The following is a 15325-nucleotide window of genomic DNA, read 5'->3' as shown; positions in this document are numbered from 1 at the left end:
ATGAGTAAAATATTGATAATCATACCGGCCTATAATGAGGAGAAATCTATAGGGACGGTAATAGAAAAGATTCGCCGTACCTCGCCTGAAGCAGATATTCTTGTAGTGAGTGATGGCTCGGGCGACAACACTGTGGAGATTTCCAGGGGGCTTGGCGCCCATGTCATCAATCATGCCTTTAATCTTGGATACGGCGGCGCACTTCAGTCTGGCTTCAGGTTTGCATTAAAGAAGAACTATGACATTGTTATAACGATGGACGCCGATGGTCAGCATGACCCTGCCTATATAGAAAATCTTCTTACGGCAAGGGCGCAGCACAGTGCAAACGTAGTCATTGGAACCCGCTTTCTTGAGAGTGATTACAAGGCAGGGATTTTGAAAAGGGCGGGGATTTCTCTGTTCTCTGCTATAATACGTATATATACGGGCAAGAGGATAACAGACCCGACCTCCGGGTTTCAGCTCATGGACAGCTCTGTGCTGTCTTACCTGTCGCATGGGGATAACTTTCCACTGGACTACCCTGATGCCAATATGATTATGCTTCTGCATAAGAAAAAATTTATTGTAGTAGAGACGCCCGTTAAGATGTTTAACAGGTTAGACGGTGTATCGATGCACAGCGGGATCAAGCCGCTGATATATATGATAAGGATGTTTCTTGCGATAATTATGGTAGTACTAAGGAGAGATTGACAAAATGCCGCAGAGAGGTTTGATATGTCATTAGGGGCGCGCATATTTATAATAGTGACGGGGCTTTTGATATTTTTTATAATATTTGAGCTGGTAAGGAGGAGGAGGTTCAGAGAGGACCTTTCTATTTTATGGTTTGTTGTGAGTCTGATAATAATTGCAGGGGCGTTTGCGGATACGTTTATAAACGCGCTGGCACGTTTTTTGGGCATCGGGTATCCACCTATTGTGATAATTATTTTTCTAATCTTGATCTTAATTGTATCTCTTATGTATTTTTCTATGCTGATTTCCGAGTTAAAGAGCCGAATTAAAGAGCTTACGCAAAAACTTGCTTTTATCGAGTACGAACTTGACAATAAGAGGGAGAAATAATTTATGTGGGATGTTTTGTTAATATGAAATACATGGAGCAGTTTAATGTATTAAATATATCGCTCATTCTCATCATTTTGCTTATGGGTGGTTATGAATATTATAAATTTAAAGAAAAGGACAACCTAAAGATATCGACAAATAAAAAAATGAGACTCAATACAGAAGAAGTAAAGCTCGACGATGCAAAAAAACTGCTCGCACGGGGCGATTATATGGTAGTAACAGAGAAAAATCTCTTTCATCCGGATAGAAAACCAGTAAAACAACAGGCAGAGCTCCCTGTGCCCGAATTCATCGTCTATGGCACAATAACCGGGGCTGCAAATACCGCATTCGTAGAAGATAAGAAAACTCCATACACTACAACAGGCAGGGGGCAAAGGCAGCGTCTGGTCCATGAAGGGGATAGCCTAAGCGGTTATACGGTCAATGCTATTACACCTGAATACGTGGAATTCACAAAAGACGGTAGTAAACTGATTGTAAAGGTATTTGACTTTGTGAAGAAAAAGGTAAGGCAGTCAGGCGAATCGACAAAAACTGCCACTGCCACACCGCAGCCGCCAGGCCATCCACTTATGCCTATGCCGCCGGTGTCTAATCCTCAAACGGCTCATATGCCATCCCCCCCTCAAACGGCTCAGTTACCCTCCCCACCGGCACTTCCCATGCCTCCTCCGGCTGCCCCTCAGAATCCTGGAGCAAAACAATCCACAGCTATGATGCCTCCTCCTGCGATAGGGCGTTGAGGCGCTGCCTAATGTAGATAAGATGTATATAAAAAATGTTATAGACTAAACTCTTTGACTTTGGTATAATCATATGCTGATACAGTGTAAGTAAATGCTGTTAATAAAGATGTCTCTGATAAAAAAGCCTTTAATGAAATTAAGAGATGAGCTGCCAGGCTGCTTTAGGCGTTGTGGTAAACATGCCGGTAGACATAAATATTCCGGCTTATGTGATGATAACCGGTAATATAACCCGGGAATATAACCCGGGAATATAACTAATGTGGCTTAATCTTATACTGATACTGGCGTTTATCTTTTTCAGCGGCTTATTTGCGGCCTCCGAGATAGCCGTCATAACTGCCCGTAAGTCTATAATTGAGACCTTCCTCAAAGAGGGCAGCACAAATGCAAAGGCGCTGCTGGAGCTTAAGGAAAACCCTGACAGATTTCTTGCTACGGTGCAAATCGGCGTTACAATCGGCTCGGCGGTCTCATCTACCCTTGGCGGTGCTATGGCTGTGGAGGTGTTTAAGCCTCTAATTGCGTCCATACCATTTAAATATATTTCCGTGTCGGCAGAGCCGATAGCGATAGCGTTAGTTGTAGCTGTCATAGGGTATTTTTCATTAATACTTGGCGAGCTTGTGCCAAAGACCATTGCACTGATGTACCCTGAGAGAATCGCGCTTCTGGCTGCCAGGCCGATAACATATTTTTCAAGAATCAGTTCTGTTATCGTAGGGATTCTGACAAAGAGCGCGAATGTAATCTTAAGACCCTTCGGTAAGACTGCCTTTACGCAGCGGGCATATATCTCGCATGAGGAGATTAAACTGCTGATTAAAGAAGGCAAAGACAGGGGGATATTTGAGCCTGCAGAGCAGGAACTAATTCACAGCGTGTTTGAGTTTACCGATATATCTGTCAAAGAGGTTATGGTTCCAACTGGCCGTGTTGTTACCATTTCATTAGACGAGCCGCTTGAGGATGTGCTTCGGCTGATTTCCGAGGAACAGTACTCACGCTATCCCGTCTATAACAAGGAGTTAAACAACATAAAGGGAATCCTTCACGCAAAGGACGTGTTTAAGCTGCTCACTCAAAACAGGGAGATAATTATCAGGAAAGTCCTGAGACCGCCTTTTTACGTGCCGGAGACGATGATGATAAGCCATTTATTGAGCGAAATGCAGAAAAAACACACACACATGGCCATTGCAGTAAACGAACACGGCACGGTAACGGGGATTGTGACAATAGAAGACCTGCTTGAGGAAATCGTTGGTGAAATCAGGGACGAACACGACACAGAAAGGCCTGTTATAAGCATAGGCCTGGGTGTTTATATCATCTATGCCTCGATAAATATCAGGGACTTAAAGGAAGACTTTAACATTGAAATCCCTGAGTCACCGCAGTACGACACGCTGGGCGGGTTTGTTGTGACGCATTTGCAGAAAATCCCCGAAGGCGGTGAAATAATTGAGCTTGATGGGATGAAGATAACCATTCTTGAGATGGTTCATACGCGTGTGGCAAAGGTGAAGGTTGAGATACTTGAGCAGGAGAATCTAATAATGGTGGAAAACGCCATAAACGGGGAAAAGGAGTAAGGTAATGAAGAGAATCTTATTGATACTAATATGTGTGCTTGTACCGGCGTCGTGTACACAGCCGGTAACCGTTCAGAAGGATAGTTCTCAGGCTGTATCAGGCATAAAAGACTACCGGCTTAACAACGGTCTTAAGGTATTGATATCAGAGGACCATAAGGCACCGGTTGCATCCTTTCAGATTTGGTACAACGTAGGGTCAATAAACGAGACACAGGGAAAGACGGGGTTGAGCCATTTTCTTGAACATATGATGTTTAAGGGTACGCAAAAGTATGGCTCAAAGGTCTTCTCAAACCTTGTGCAGAAAAATGGCGGCGTGGACAATGCCGGTACTACGAGAGACTTTACGGTCTATTATCAAAACCTTGCATCGGACAGGATAAATCTGTCAGTGGAGATGGAGGCAGACAGGATGATAAATCTGTTTCTGAAGTCCGAAGATGTGGAATCAGAAAAGAAGGTTGTGATGGAAGAGCGCAGGATGAGAATAGAAGACGACCCCGAGGACTTTCTCTTAGAGCAGGTAACGGCAAAGGCATTCACCACTCATCCCTATCACAATCCTGTGATTGGCTGGATGGGGGATATTGCCTCATTAAGCAGGGAAGACCTGATGAGATACTATAAGACATACTATGCGCCAAACAATGCCGTCATAGTAGTTACAGGAGACGTAAATTCCGATGAAATAATGAAATTGGTAACCAAACACTTCGGGGGTATACCGTCTGCTCCGGTTAAGGCGCTTTCTGTGCCTACTGAGCCGGTTCAAAAAGAACAAAGGCGTCTGACTGTAAAAAAACAGGCTAAACTGCCCTTAATCATCATCGCATACCACGTCCCGTCTGTTCCCCATACTGACGCCTATGCCCTTGACGTGTTGTCGCAGATATTCTCAGGCAAAAGCGGCAGGCTCTATCAGTCAATAGTAAAGAAGGAAAAGCTGGCCATAAACGCCTTCGCCAATTATAGCGGAATACACAAAGACGCTTATTTATTTTATTGGGGGGGGACGCCAGCTGCCGACATAAACAAACTTGAGACAGCTATGTTTAAGGAGATAGAGGGGATTACAGCAGCGCCGCCAACGGAGCGAGAAGTAAAAAAGGCAAAAAATCAGATAGAGGCAACATTTGTCATGGGACAGGATTCTCTGTTCTTTCAGGGCGAACTCCTCGGCATGTTCGAGTTACTTGGCAGCTGGCGCCTTAAGGACAAATACCTCGATGGTGTGGCAAAAGTGACCCCTGCAGACGTACAGGCAGTGGCAAAAAAGTACTTCACCCCCCAGAATTCGACAGTTGGCATATTGATACCAGAAGAATAACTATGACTACGGAGGTAAAATTGACAATCGGCAGAATTAAAATAATAGCACTGGCAGCACTTTTGGCGGTTACGGTATCCCTGTTTTCTGTCAACGCCTTTGCCATAGACATGCGCAGGGTGGTAATGCCTAACGGGCTTGTTGTACTTTATGCGCAGAGGCATAACCTTCCGGTTGTGAGGATGTCGCTGTTAATAAATGCCTCGAAACTTGATGAGCCAACACGTCTGGCGGGGCTTGCGAATCTGACCGCGCAGATGCTCACCGAAGGCACTAAGAAAAGGACATCAAAGGAAATCCACGAAGAGATAGAATTCACCGGGGCTTCGATAGAGGCGACCTTGACCTCTGACTATACGGCAGTTGGCCTTTCAGTACTCAGGAAAGACCTCCACGCTATGTTTGAAATCCTGGCAGACTGTGTCTTAAACCCAGCATTCACAGAGGCAGAGCTAAGGCAGAAGAAAGAACTCGTAAAGGGCGGCATTATGCATAAAGAGGAATCCCCGGCGTATACCGCTAATAAGGCATTTCTTAGCGAGGTGTTTGGTAAATTCCCCTACGGGCGTGTAAGCGAGGGAGCCCCTGAGACAATAGATATGATAAAACGGGACGATTTAGTAAACTTTCACAGCGACTTCTATGTCCCTTCAGGGAGCATTTTATCTGTAGCAGGGGATATTAGTTATGAGGAACTGATGGCACTGATTGACAAATATTTATCAGAACGGGCAGGTTGGTCAAACAAGCCGGTGAAAAAGAGGGCAGTTGCAGAGCTGCCAAAACACGTCGCTAAAAAGGCCGTCCTCATTAACAGAGACACGCAGCAGGCAAATATTATACTTGGTGGTGCGGGAATAAAAAGAGATAACCCTGACTTTTACTCCGTCGCTGTGATGAACTATATCCTCGGCGGCGGTGGGTTTGCCTCCAGAATGGTCAAGTCAATACGTGACAACCTTGGGCTGGCCTATGATATTCACAGCCACTTTGCCTCATTTAAATATGCCGGGGATTTTCAGGTCGTCATTCAGACTAAAAATGAGTTTACCAATGTTGCTGTTGAAGAGATACTAAAACAGATAAAAAATATGAAAGAAGGTGTGGTCACAGACGAGGAACTAAGCGGGGCAAAGGCTTATTTAACAGGCAGTTTCCCGCGTAAACTTGATACGATGGATAAGATTTCTATGTTCATGGCACAGGTTGAGTTCTATGGCCTCGGCACTGATTTTGACAAGAAATACCCTGGTATTATAAATGCCATAACAAAAGAAGACGTAAGGCGTGCGGCACAAAAATATCTGCTCAGCAATACTAACTACCGGTTGGTCATAGTCGGTAATCAGGAAAAGATTGGCCTGAATTCGGATTATAAATAGACTATGCAGCTAATCCGCACGATTTCTGAGATGCAACAATTCTCAAAGGGCTGCAAGCTCTCAGGCAAGACTATAGGTTTTGTACCCACTATGGGCGCCCTTCATGATGGACACTTAAGTATAGTCAGAGACTCTGTTAAAGCAAACGACGTTACCGTAGTGAGCATATTCGTAAACCCCACACAATTTTCAGCGGGCGAAGACTTCAACCGCTACCCCAGAGACTATGACGGGGACATAGAGAAACTCAGCGGTCTTTCAGTGGACGCGGTGTTTTTGCCCGGAGTTGACAGCGTCTATCCCGATGGATATAAGACATATGTAGAGGTCAGGGGTCTGTCAGAGAAACTCTGCGGCCAGTTCAGGCCCGGTCATTTTGCAGGTGTGGCAACTGTGGTGTTAAAACTCTTTAATGCGGTTATGCCGACAAGGGCGTATTTTGGCCTTAAGGACTACCAGCAGTGCGTGGTGATAAAGAAAATGACAGCCGACCTGAATCTTGATTTGGAAATCGTGCTATGCCCAACTATAAGAGAGCATGACGGTCTTGCAATGAGTTCAAGAAACGCCTACCTGTCAACAGAGGAGCGCCTTGAGGCCCCGCTCATCTATAAGGCATTAACTGAGGCCGCGAAATCCGTAAATGATAACTCACTGAAGACAAATGCAATTGCCCAAATACTTAAAGAATCACTTTCAGAAATGAAGACCCTTACAGAGATTCAATATGCCTCGGCCTATGACCCCAATACGCTTGATGAGATAAAAACTGGCGGAATAACCGAAGGGCAGCGGGTGTTAATCGCAGTGGCGCTCAAGATAGGCAGCACGAGGCTGATTGATAATATTGAGGTTGATTGATAATATTATAGTATAGACTTGTGACACTTTGGTCTATGACTTGTAAAAAGGAACTAACAGTGTGAGAAACGTATTAAGAGAGCATTTTGGATTCCATGATTTTCGTGAAAATCAGGAGGCAATCATAAAGAATATCCTTCAAAAGAAGGATGTCTTTGCGGTGATGCCCACAGGCGGGGGGAAATCCCTGTGTTACCAACTGCCCTCAAAGCTGTTGAATGGGACAGTGGTTGTCATAAGCCCATTAATCTCTCTGATGAAAGACCAGGTGGATGCGGCGATGGAAAACGGTTTTTCTGCGGCTTATCTCAATAGTTCCCTGTCTGTAGATGAGGTTTACTCTATTTACAGGAGGATTCATGCCCACAGCCTTGAGCTTTTGTATATAGCGCCGGAGAGGTTTGCGATGACACATTTCTATGAAACCCTGCGGGCAGTTCCCATCGCCTTATTTGCCATTGACGAGGCACACTGTATCTCTGAATGGGGGCATGATTTCAGGCCTGATTATTTGAGCCTGTCATCGATTGCCATGAATTTTAGAGAGGTTCCAATAGCGGCATTTACGGCAACGGCAACGGCCCAGGTGCAGGAGGATATAATAAGGAAACTGGGGCTGCGCGACCCGTATGTAGTGCGGGCGTCGTTTGATAGAAGGAACTTGTTCTATCGCGTGGAGAAAAAAATAGATATAGAAAAGCAGGTCATGAAATTCATAAGGGAACACGCCTCAAGTCCTGGCATAATATATCGGGCTACGCGGGATTCTACTGTTACATTGTCAAATTATCTAACGAAAAACGGTGTTCGCGCCTTACCTTACCATGCCGGATTATCAGCCGAGGAGAGAACCAAAAATCAAAATGCCTTCAGTAAGGACGAGGTCAGCGTAATAGCAGCCACAATCGCCTTCGGCATGGGGATAGATAAATCAAACGTGCGGTTTGTGATACACGCCGACCTGCCAAAAAACATAGAGGGGTATTATCAGGAGACGGGCAGGGCAGGGCGTGACGGTGAACCCTCCGAGTGTGTGCTTTATTACTCTGCAGGGGATGCGTTTAAGATCAGATTTTTTATTGATAAAATAGAGGAAGAACAGGAGCGCGCCACTGCGGAGGCAAAACTCACCAGAATGATTCGCTATGCCTCTGTGAATATATGCAGGAGGAGGCAGCTGCTTGACTACTTAGGCGAGAAATATGAACCGCAAAACTGCGGCACATGCGACGTATGCGTAGGTGCATATGAACTGCGGGATATTACAGAGGACGCTCAGATTGTCATGTCTGCCGTATCGAGGACAGGCCAGCGCTATGGGCGCCTCCATGTCACAGATGTTGTGCTTGGCAAAGGGACAAAGCGCGTGCTGGAGCTTAAACACGACAAGGTAAAGACCTTTGGGGCAGGTAAGCACAAGGACAAAGACTACTGGCGCGCGATTTTTGATGAGCTGATTGTCCAGGAGCTCCTCGTTCAGGAAGGCGATAAATATCCTGTTATCAAACTTACGCAACATGGGACAAATGTCTTATTTGACAATGAGACCGTTATGGCGAACATGCGCCCGGAGATAAAGGCAGAGGTTATTAAAAAGGTATCCCGCACCGAGGCGGGCAGTCAATTTGAAGATTATGACAAGGCGCTGTTTGAGTGCCTGCGCGCGCTGCGGCGCAGACTTGCCGATGAGCAGAATGTTGCCCCGTTTATTGTATTTTCTGACAGGACCCTTCATGAGATGTGCAGGCACTATCCGACATCAATTAATCAGTTGTTGAATATTGCCGGCGTCGGGCAGTATAAAATTGACCGCTACGGCGATGACTTCATAGAGGAGATTAAGGCATATCTGGAACAAAATCCAAAGATGGAACCTGATATTCCGTAATGGCCAGGTCAATTGTAATTTCAACCGCATTATTTCTTATGACGCTTGCCATGTTTTCTCAGGTGAGGACATTTAACTTTGTAAATTATGACGACAATCTTTTCATCACAGAAAACCCCTATGTGCGCGATGGTCTGACAAGAAAAAGCGTCACATGGGCCTTTACCACCCCCTATACCGGAACTGCCGTAATGCCTCTGGCGTGGCTTTCTCACATGCTGGACATTACCCTGTACGGCCTTAAACCTGCCGGTCATCACATGACAAATGTCCTGATTCACGCTGCGAATACGGTCTTAGTGTTTATTGTGCTTGAGCTGATGACGGGGTTGCCGTGGCGGAGCGCCTTTGTTGCCGCGCTGTTTTCAGTCCACCCGCTTCACGTGGAGGCGGTGGCGTGGGTATCAGAGAGAAAGGGGCTGTTGAGCGCATTTTTCTGGTTAAGCACGATGTGGTGTTATGTGTATTATGTGAAAAAACCGTCGGTTTGGAAGTATATATCTGTTATTGTTTGTTTTAGCGCCTCGTTGTTGTCTAAACCTATTGCCATAGTGCTGCCGGTAGTGTTAGTGCTTATTGATTACTGGCCGTTAAAAAGAAAGATTAATAAGCAAATGGAGAAAATCCCGTTATTTCTGCTTTCTGTTGCTGCAGGGATTTTTACTTACCGGGTGCAGAGGGCGTGGAATGTGGACGAGTTTTTTAATGTGCTTCCATTTACAGAGAGGCTCAGTAATGCCTTTATCTCTTATGTTATGTACCTGTATAAAACACTTGTTCCGCTGTCGTTGTCTCCTATTTACATAGTTCACGATACGGTTAACATGGCTCATGGCATACTTGCCGCTGCGTTTATAACCGGTGTGTCAGCGGCTTCAATTATATTGATAAAACGGGCGCCATATTTTTTTGTCGGGTGGTTTTGGTATTTGATTGTGCTTATGCCGGTTGCCGGGCTTGCTCAGGTGGGGTATCAGGCTATGGCAGACAGGTATGCGTATTTACCGTTAATCGGTATATTTATCATTATCAGCCAGGCTGCTGGTGACGGGCTTCAGAAGACTGCCGGGCGCGGGATTATTCTATATATAAATGTGGCAGTTATATTAACAACCTGTACCTGTTTATCATTTTTATCAATAAGGCAGACGGCGCACTGGCGGGATGACATCAGTCTGTTTAGCCGTGCGGCAAGTGTGACTCAGGATAACTTCATAGCATATTTCAACTTAGGCTCTGCATATTTGGCTAAAGGAAATGAGGATGAGGCCCTCAGTAATTACAAGAAATCTATTGCAATAAAACCGTCATTCGAAAAACCATACGTTAACGCCGGTTTTATCCTGCTTAACAAGAACAAGGCACACGAGGCGTCATTGTACTTTGCAAAGGCATCAGAGCTTGACCCAGACAGCCCTGCCTCATACTATGGAATGGGATTATCGTTGATGAACGCTGGCAGACGTGAAGAGGCACTGGTCTATTTCAGGAAGGCGCTGGCAGTTGACCCGAATTTCGGACCGGCAAAGGAGTATGTCCGATGAAGCGGCAGAGGCTCATATTCATCGCAACATCTTTTGTGATGTTTACAGTGTTATCGTCCTTTGTCTTTAATTATGTGCCATATTTCGATTATACGGAACAAAAGGCCGATATAACGCCTATTATTGCATCAGGTACTCAACGTGCCTACGAAATGATTGATTTTAATCCCATTATAGACAATATCACTCCTTCAGCAATGGATGACTGCAAGTTGAAATTTTGCGGGGAGTCCTTTAACTGGAGCATGAGAACATATGAGGATGTGGATAAATACTATAAAATCACTATAAAGATTACAATGTATAAATCACGCGAGAAGGCACAGAAAAATTACGACGATTATGTCCTGGCTATCAAGAAAAATCGTTATGATAAGGTTGCCGCTTCTGACGGTTATCAAGTCTTTGTATCAAGCGTAAAGAAGCTGCGCTGGGATTTTCCGCCAACTCCAAATGGGCTATTCGCCTCAAGGGTATTATTTCTTAAAAATAATATTATGATAGATGTACTTGAGACCTCAAAGTCAAAAAAAGGCGAGTATAAGAATAAATTCTTAGCGGGCCTTGGGCGGCAGCTTATGGCCGCAGCGCCATCAGGAGATAAATAATCATGTCAGACGAACATACTTCGTACAACGCTGACCCCTACAGCACGATTGCCTCTAATATTATTGAAGACAGGGCCGCAGCGGCACATATTGAATTCGTATGGCGTTATATTGATGACGAAAACACCCCGTTTAGCTCATCTGTCCTGATGGACTTTCTCGACATATATACCGGCGTAATACTGAGGGAATTAGAGGGCAGGGGGATTGTCGTACCGTCTGTCTCTGTCTATGACCCGAGGGCAATAAAGGAGGTAAGGGCAGCCCTGCGGGTTATCTATCACGCCATTGAATCCATAAGCGTGGTGTTAAACGAAAAGGCAAAGAAACTCAACCACGACCACATGAGAGACCTGCTGATGGAATACGTCGGAGCCGTGTGCGATTACTTAGAAACTTCAGGGGTGAGGCAAACCCTTCAGTCACTTGCCACCCCTGACGCCGCAGATGCCTTTAAACGTGCGCTAAATGATTACAGTCCGGGAGAGAGGCCGTACTACTTTGTTGAGCATGTAATTGGGCTAAGGTAAGTCCGCACGCACTGCATCGGCGTAGTAGAGCGGTGAGCCGCAGCGACAAAAGCAGCTCCCTCTGCCGCCTCTGTTATTCCACGTAGTAACGATGTTCCTGCATCGTTTACAGGTTATTTTATACAAGAGCTACACCTCCTCATTGATGCTTAATTTGATGATGCTTAATTTGATGAGAAATTTTCTATGACGACGACAGGATATTTAGTGTTTTCGATACTGAGCCTGGCATCGTCGGCGCTTGAGGCTGAGATTGAGCCGGGAATCCACCTGTCTCTGACCCTTGTGATAAAATAAAATGTCATGGCATGACCTCCTCGATGTATAATGATTGTTTGCGTGGGATACCCACAGGTGACATAGAGATATGATAACACATATAATATTATATGTCAATATCTATAATTGTTATTGTTTTAGAAGTTGCCGTAGGCTTCCCATTTGACATATTAACGGTCTCATAAGATTCAAAGGGGCGAAGCCCCATAGATGGGGTGCAGGGGACAAGTTCCCTGCCGGGAGTTTGAGGGCAGAGCCCTCATTCTTCAAGTTGGTTCTATTGTGAGACCCTTAATATGTCTAAATTTTTCAATGAACGGCAATGTATTCCGCAAAAGAAGTAGAATCAGGAATTGGTAAATTATCTTCCAATAGGATTCGAGGCGTGGGATTTGTTTTGAATGCAACGCTGTATTTACAAAAGTGAGAAAATCGAGAAAGTCTTGCATCGCTGTTCGAATATGCTCGGTCTTCAACCCAAATGGAATTTGAGCTTTCTGATTAAAGCCATTGGCTTGCAATGGCACGGCTTGACACGCCTTAGCTTCATCTTCTGCAACCGGAGGGCTCATTCGCAGTTTTTGTGCCGAATCGCGGAATTAAAGCATATCAATTAAACTTTACCTCTCTCTTAAACGTTACATGTATAAACTGAGCTGTTCAGACCTGTTTGTTACGTCAGCGAGTAACGGAGTTTTTGTCAGATGCTTATTGAGCGATGCTAGTTCAGGAATGGCTTTAGACGCTATATTAAAATAGTCCAAATATCTTTCAACACCTATGGCGTAAAGTCCTATTGCTTCTGCTGCGGCAATGGTAGAACCAGAACCCATAAACGGGTCAGCAAGTATGCCTTCACCCAAAGGCAACGATGCGTAAACAACTTGCCGCATAAAAGACTGTGGTTTCAAGCTGGGGTGATCGGCTATATCGCGCTCCAATCGTGGGGTGCGTTCACTCGGAATTATATCTTCAAAAGGGTTCCCATTTGGTGAGCGGCGTAATCCTCCCGTTTGAAACTGACGAAGACATTCACTAACGGTCATTTTTTCCGGCAAAGGCTTACGAAACAAACCCCACGGCTCATAACAACCACGCGGCATCGACGACACGTCGGGAAACTCTTCTTCTGCATTCTTCGGACGGTCACCGCCACGAAGTGTGCGGACTTGGCGAATTAATTGACCTCGAAATTCAAGTCCACCTTCCACAAGAGCTTCATAGAGCAACGCTGCAATAAAGGCATTTGTAGCAATTATTACATGACCACCAGGTCTAAGTGCATGGACGGTTAGACGTGACCATTCAGAAAAAAACTTAGACAGCCGTTTGCGGTCTTTGGCGTCAAGGGCTGTGAAGCGTGGTAACGGAGCACGTACCGAACCATCAAAAGTGGGGGGTATTCTCCAGACCCCTCCTTTACCTTTAGAGCGCTTTTCAAGTTCGTTAGCATCATATTCTCGAACCCCATAAGGAGGGTCTGTAACAACAGCATGAAGCGAGTTTTCAGGCAGACGGGAAAGCCACTCGAAACAATCCGCGTGAATGATTCGACCATACGTGAAAACTTTAGTGGTATAACCAAGAGAAAATGATTCCGTAGCGTCTAAAGAGTGCGTCATCAGTCGGCTCTCACTTTCTGCAAAAAAACTTCCAATTCATGGCGATTGTAAAGACAATAACTATGGCTACGGTAAGGTCTAAGCTTCCTTGTCTCATCCCTGTTCTGCAATGTCGCAAGTGATACACTACGTGTGACTGCTTCTTCCTAAGCGGTAAGATAACCTTTCTATTTTGGCACCGTAAGCCATTTTTCATACCATACCTTATCAAACATCATCAAACATCAATCTCAAACATTAATAAACATTGCCAATAGACAAAAGGAAACAAATCGTATAGTGTACGTGAGATACCATAACAATTAGGATAAAATCAATAAGCAATTATTAGCTCATACCAAAACATTCTTTTTTGTCAACATTTATAAGTAGTTATGAAAAGTATCAACTACGCCTTTTTATACCCTATGACAGCAAGTGCATTTACACTTTGCTGCCGTTTAAGGTATGCTGGTAATTTAAGACCAAAAATGTTATAATCCAAACCAGTTGTAACTATTATTACCAATAATATCTGTATAAAAAACGGTGAGCTGCGATGCAAAGAGAAAATAAACATCTTATAGATTTATATGAGATGCCCCCCTGTACACTCAGTGTCAGCGGGCGTTTTATTCATAGAATCAGGGAGATGGTTGCCACTGATGAGGACGCCTTTCCCCTGATATTCGGTCTGGGGCATGTGAAACGCCGTCTTGTTGAAGTGCTTGCAACAGGCAGCGGGGCTCTCATAAAGGGTGATTTCGGCGTTGGTAAGACCCATCTGAGTAACGCCGTGTTTACTGTCTTACAGGGGTACTATCTTACACATCCTGTTTATACGAATGTGGGATGTCCGGTAAGGGAAAACTCCATCCATCTGTACAACTATATCGTTGAGAACGACCATTCGGCATTAGACAACGTCTGTCCGGTGTGCAGGCATAAGTATGCGGCAAGCCCGGCTAAACTGATACCCATCGAGAGGATATATATTACTGAAGGAAGCGGGTTTGCCCGGCTTCAGGGTAACGAGGACATTGAACCGGAGAAAATATTAGGCATGTACCATCTGTTACGATTTGCCGAAATAGGCGACCCCTTTGACCCGCGTGTGCTTGAGGGTGGGAAGATTGCCCAGGCGTCGGGTGGTGTCCTATTTGTCGATGAACTTGGGCTTATGAACAACGAGGCGCAATATGCCCTTATCCAAGCCCTTCAGGAGAGGCGTTTTACTCCGTCTAACAGCAGGATGACATTCCCAGTGGATTTGCTTTTTGTATCAACGACAAATAATACAAATGACTTCAGGATTCACAAGGCAGTGGCTAACCGCCTCGTAGGTATCCCCGTTGGCAGGGTAGGGTTTGGGGATGAGATTCTGATAGTGCAAAAGGAGCTTGCTAAGAATGGTCTGGGGGTTAGATTACCTAAACTATTTCTTGAGTTTATCGTTAGTACAATTCGGGAATTGAACAATATTGCTGTTTATCTGGGGCCTCGTTCCTCTATTCGGGCTGCACGAATAGCCTGTGTCTCAGCGTTTATCGAAGGACGCACTACGGTATCATTTTGTGATGTAAAAGAAGGTCTTCATACGGAGATAGCCGGTCAGGGGGATGAGGAATCCTTTGATGAGATAAATGAAATGTTGTCGAAGGATTTTCCTTCAGTCGTTGAGTTTATAAAACAGAGGGTGCCTGCTATAGAAACTGCCTTTGCCGTTATTGATAATTATAAAGACGCAGACACGGCATTTTTGAATATGGATATGCAGTTAATAGATGATATTGTGGCATATCTTTCGGAGGATGACAGCAGACCGGAGACCATTAAGGCATACCTTGATGCCTATGCCGTGACATGCGGAGTGTGAGA

At 45.0% G+C, this 15325-nt stretch carries 14 protein-coding genes; 12 read left to right on the top strand and 2 right to left on the bottom strand.

What is annotated here, in order from left to right; all coding sequences use genetic code 11:
• From ASN18_RS07445 to ASN18_RS07395, 11 genes are all read left to right on the top strand, one after another.
• Complete coding sequence (locus ASN18_RS07445) at positions 1-699, top strand: glycosyltransferase family 2 protein (protein WP_085052111.1); 699 nt, start codon at positions 1-3, stop codon at positions 697-699.
• A gap of 24 nt (positions 700-723) precedes the next feature.
• Positions 724-1074: a DUF2304 domain-containing protein gene (locus ASN18_RS07440; protein ID WP_085052110.1), complete on the top strand. Its 351-nt coding sequence runs from the start codon at positions 724-726 to the stop codon at positions 1072-1074.
• A gap of 23 nt (positions 1075-1097) precedes the next feature.
• Complete coding sequence (locus ASN18_RS07435) at positions 1098-1826, top strand: hypothetical protein (protein WP_085052109.1); 729 nt, start codon at positions 1098-1100, stop codon at positions 1824-1826.
• 263 nt (positions 1827-2089) lie between these two features.
• Entirely contained in the window at positions 2090-3424 is a 1335-nt protein-coding gene (locus ASN18_RS07430; protein WP_085052108.1) for a hemolysin family protein, read from the top strand.
• 4 nt (positions 3425-3428) lie between these two features.
• Positions 3429-4754, top strand: coding sequence for a M16 family metallopeptidase (locus ASN18_RS07425; RefSeq protein ID WP_085052107.1), 1326 nt, complete (start codon positions 3429-3431; stop codon positions 4752-4754).
• Between the two features lie 2 nt (positions 4755-4756).
• Positions 4757-6136, top strand: coding sequence for a M16 family metallopeptidase (locus ASN18_RS07420; RefSeq protein ID WP_085052106.1), 1380 nt, complete (start codon positions 4757-4759; stop codon positions 6134-6136).
• A gap of 3 nt (positions 6137-6139) precedes the next feature.
• Entirely contained in the window at positions 6140-6997 is an 858-nt protein-coding gene (panC, locus tag ASN18_RS07415) for a pantoate--beta-alanine ligase (RefSeq protein WP_085052105.1), read from the top strand.
• A 61-nt stretch (positions 6998-7058) separates the two neighbouring features.
• Positions 7059-8885: a DNA helicase RecQ gene (gene recQ, locus ASN18_RS07410; protein WP_085052104.1), complete on the top strand. Its 1827-nt coding sequence runs from the start codon at positions 7059-7061 to the stop codon at positions 8883-8885.
• On the top strand, positions 8885-10429 hold the full coding sequence (locus ASN18_RS07405; protein ID WP_085052103.1) for a tetratricopeptide repeat protein: 1545 nt from the start codon (positions 8885-8887) through the stop codon (positions 10427-10429). The genes recQ and ASN18_RS07405 overlap by 1 nt, the downstream gene beginning before the upstream one ends.
• A complete protein-coding gene (locus tag ASN18_RS07400; RefSeq protein ID WP_085052102.1) occupies positions 10426-11037 on the top strand; it encodes a hypothetical protein in 612 nt (203 codons plus the stop codon). The genes ASN18_RS07405 and ASN18_RS07400 overlap by 4 nt, the downstream gene beginning before the upstream one ends.
• A 2-nt stretch (positions 11038-11039) precedes the next feature.
• The gene (locus ASN18_RS07395; RefSeq protein ID WP_085052101.1) at positions 11040-11567 is read left to right on the top strand and encodes a hypothetical protein; all 528 of its coding nucleotides are present in this window, start codon (positions 11040-11042) and stop codon (positions 11565-11567) included.
• Positions 11568-11731: 164 nt separating this feature from the next.
• On the opposite strand, the gene ASN18_RS17130 is transcribed toward ASN18_RS07395, so the two are convergent.
• Both ASN18_RS17130 and ASN18_RS07385 read right to left on the bottom strand, forming a co-directional pair.
• Positions 11732-11872, bottom strand: a complete 141-nt coding sequence (locus tag ASN18_RS17130) for a hypothetical protein (RefSeq protein ID WP_157072877.1) — start codon at positions 11870-11872, stop codon at positions 11732-11734.
• Positions 11873-12484: 612 nt separating this feature from the next.
• Positions 12485-13468 carry a DNA-methyltransferase gene (locus tag ASN18_RS07385; protein WP_085052099.1) on the bottom strand — a complete coding sequence of 328 codons (984 nt, stop codon included), beginning with the start codon at positions 13466-13468 and terminating at the stop codon, positions 12485-12487.
• Between the two features lie 538 nt (positions 13469-14006).
• On the opposite strand from ASN18_RS07385, the gene ASN18_RS07380 reads away from it, so the two are divergent.
• The gene (locus tag ASN18_RS07380; protein ID WP_085052098.1) at positions 14007-15323 is read left to right on the top strand and encodes a sigma 54-interacting transcriptional regulator; all 1317 of its coding nucleotides are present in this window, start codon (positions 14007-14009) and stop codon (positions 15321-15323) included.
• The last annotated feature ends 2 nt before the right edge of the window (positions 15324-15325 follow it).

This window comes from Candidatus Magnetominusculus xianensis, from assembly GCA_001541255.1.
GTDB lineage: Bacteria > Nitrospirota > Thermodesulfovibrionia > Thermodesulfovibrionales > Magnetobacteriaceae > Magnetominusculus > Magnetominusculus xianensis.
Note: the sequence above shows the minus strand (reverse complement) of the source record. Positions and strands in the feature narration are given on the sequence as shown.

Excerpts from the sequence above, each read along its gene's own strand:
- ASN18_RS07445 (WP_085052111.1), top strand. The coding sequence starts at position 1 with ATGAGTAAAATATTGATAATCATACCGGCCTATAATGAGGAGAAATCT.
- ASN18_RS07440 (WP_085052110.1), top strand. The coding sequence starts at position 724 with ATGTCATTAGGGGCGCGCATATTTATAATAGTGACGGGGCTTTTGATA.
- ASN18_RS07435 (WP_085052109.1), top strand. The coding sequence starts at position 1,098 with ATGAAATACATGGAGCAGTTTAATGTATTAAATATATCGCTCATTCTC.
- ASN18_RS07430 (WP_085052108.1), top strand. The coding sequence starts at position 2,090 with ATGTGGCTTAATCTTATACTGATACTGGCGTTTATCTTTTTCAGCGGC.
- ASN18_RS07425 (WP_085052107.1), top strand. The coding sequence starts at position 3,429 with ATGAAGAGAATCTTATTGATACTAATATGTGTGCTTGTACCGGCGTCG.
- ASN18_RS07420 (WP_085052106.1), top strand. The coding sequence starts at position 4,757 with ATGACTACGGAGGTAAAATTGACAATCGGCAGAATTAAAATAATAGCA.
- panC (WP_085052105.1), top strand. The coding sequence starts at position 6,140 with ATGCAGCTAATCCGCACGATTTCTGAGATGCAACAATTCTCAAAGGGC.
- ASN18_RS07405 (WP_085052103.1), top strand. The coding sequence starts at position 8,885 with ATGGCCAGGTCAATTGTAATTTCAACCGCATTATTTCTTATGACGCTT.
- ASN18_RS07400 (WP_085052102.1), top strand. The coding sequence starts at position 10,426 with ATGAAGCGGCAGAGGCTCATATTCATCGCAACATCTTTTGTGATGTTT.
- ASN18_RS07395 (WP_085052101.1), top strand. The coding sequence starts at position 11,040 with ATGTCAGACGAACATACTTCGTACAACGCTGACCCCTACAGCACGATT.
- ASN18_RS17130 (WP_157072877.1), bottom strand. The coding sequence starts at position 11,872 with ATGACATTTTATTTTATCACAAGGGTCAGAGACAGGTGGATTCCCGGC.
- ASN18_RS07385 (WP_085052099.1), bottom strand. The coding sequence starts at position 13,468 with ATGACGCACTCTTTAGACGCTACGGAATCATTTTCTCTTGGTTATACC.
- ASN18_RS07380 (WP_085052098.1), top strand. The coding sequence starts at position 14,007 with ATGCAAAGAGAAAATAAACATCTTATAGATTTATATGAGATGCCCCCC.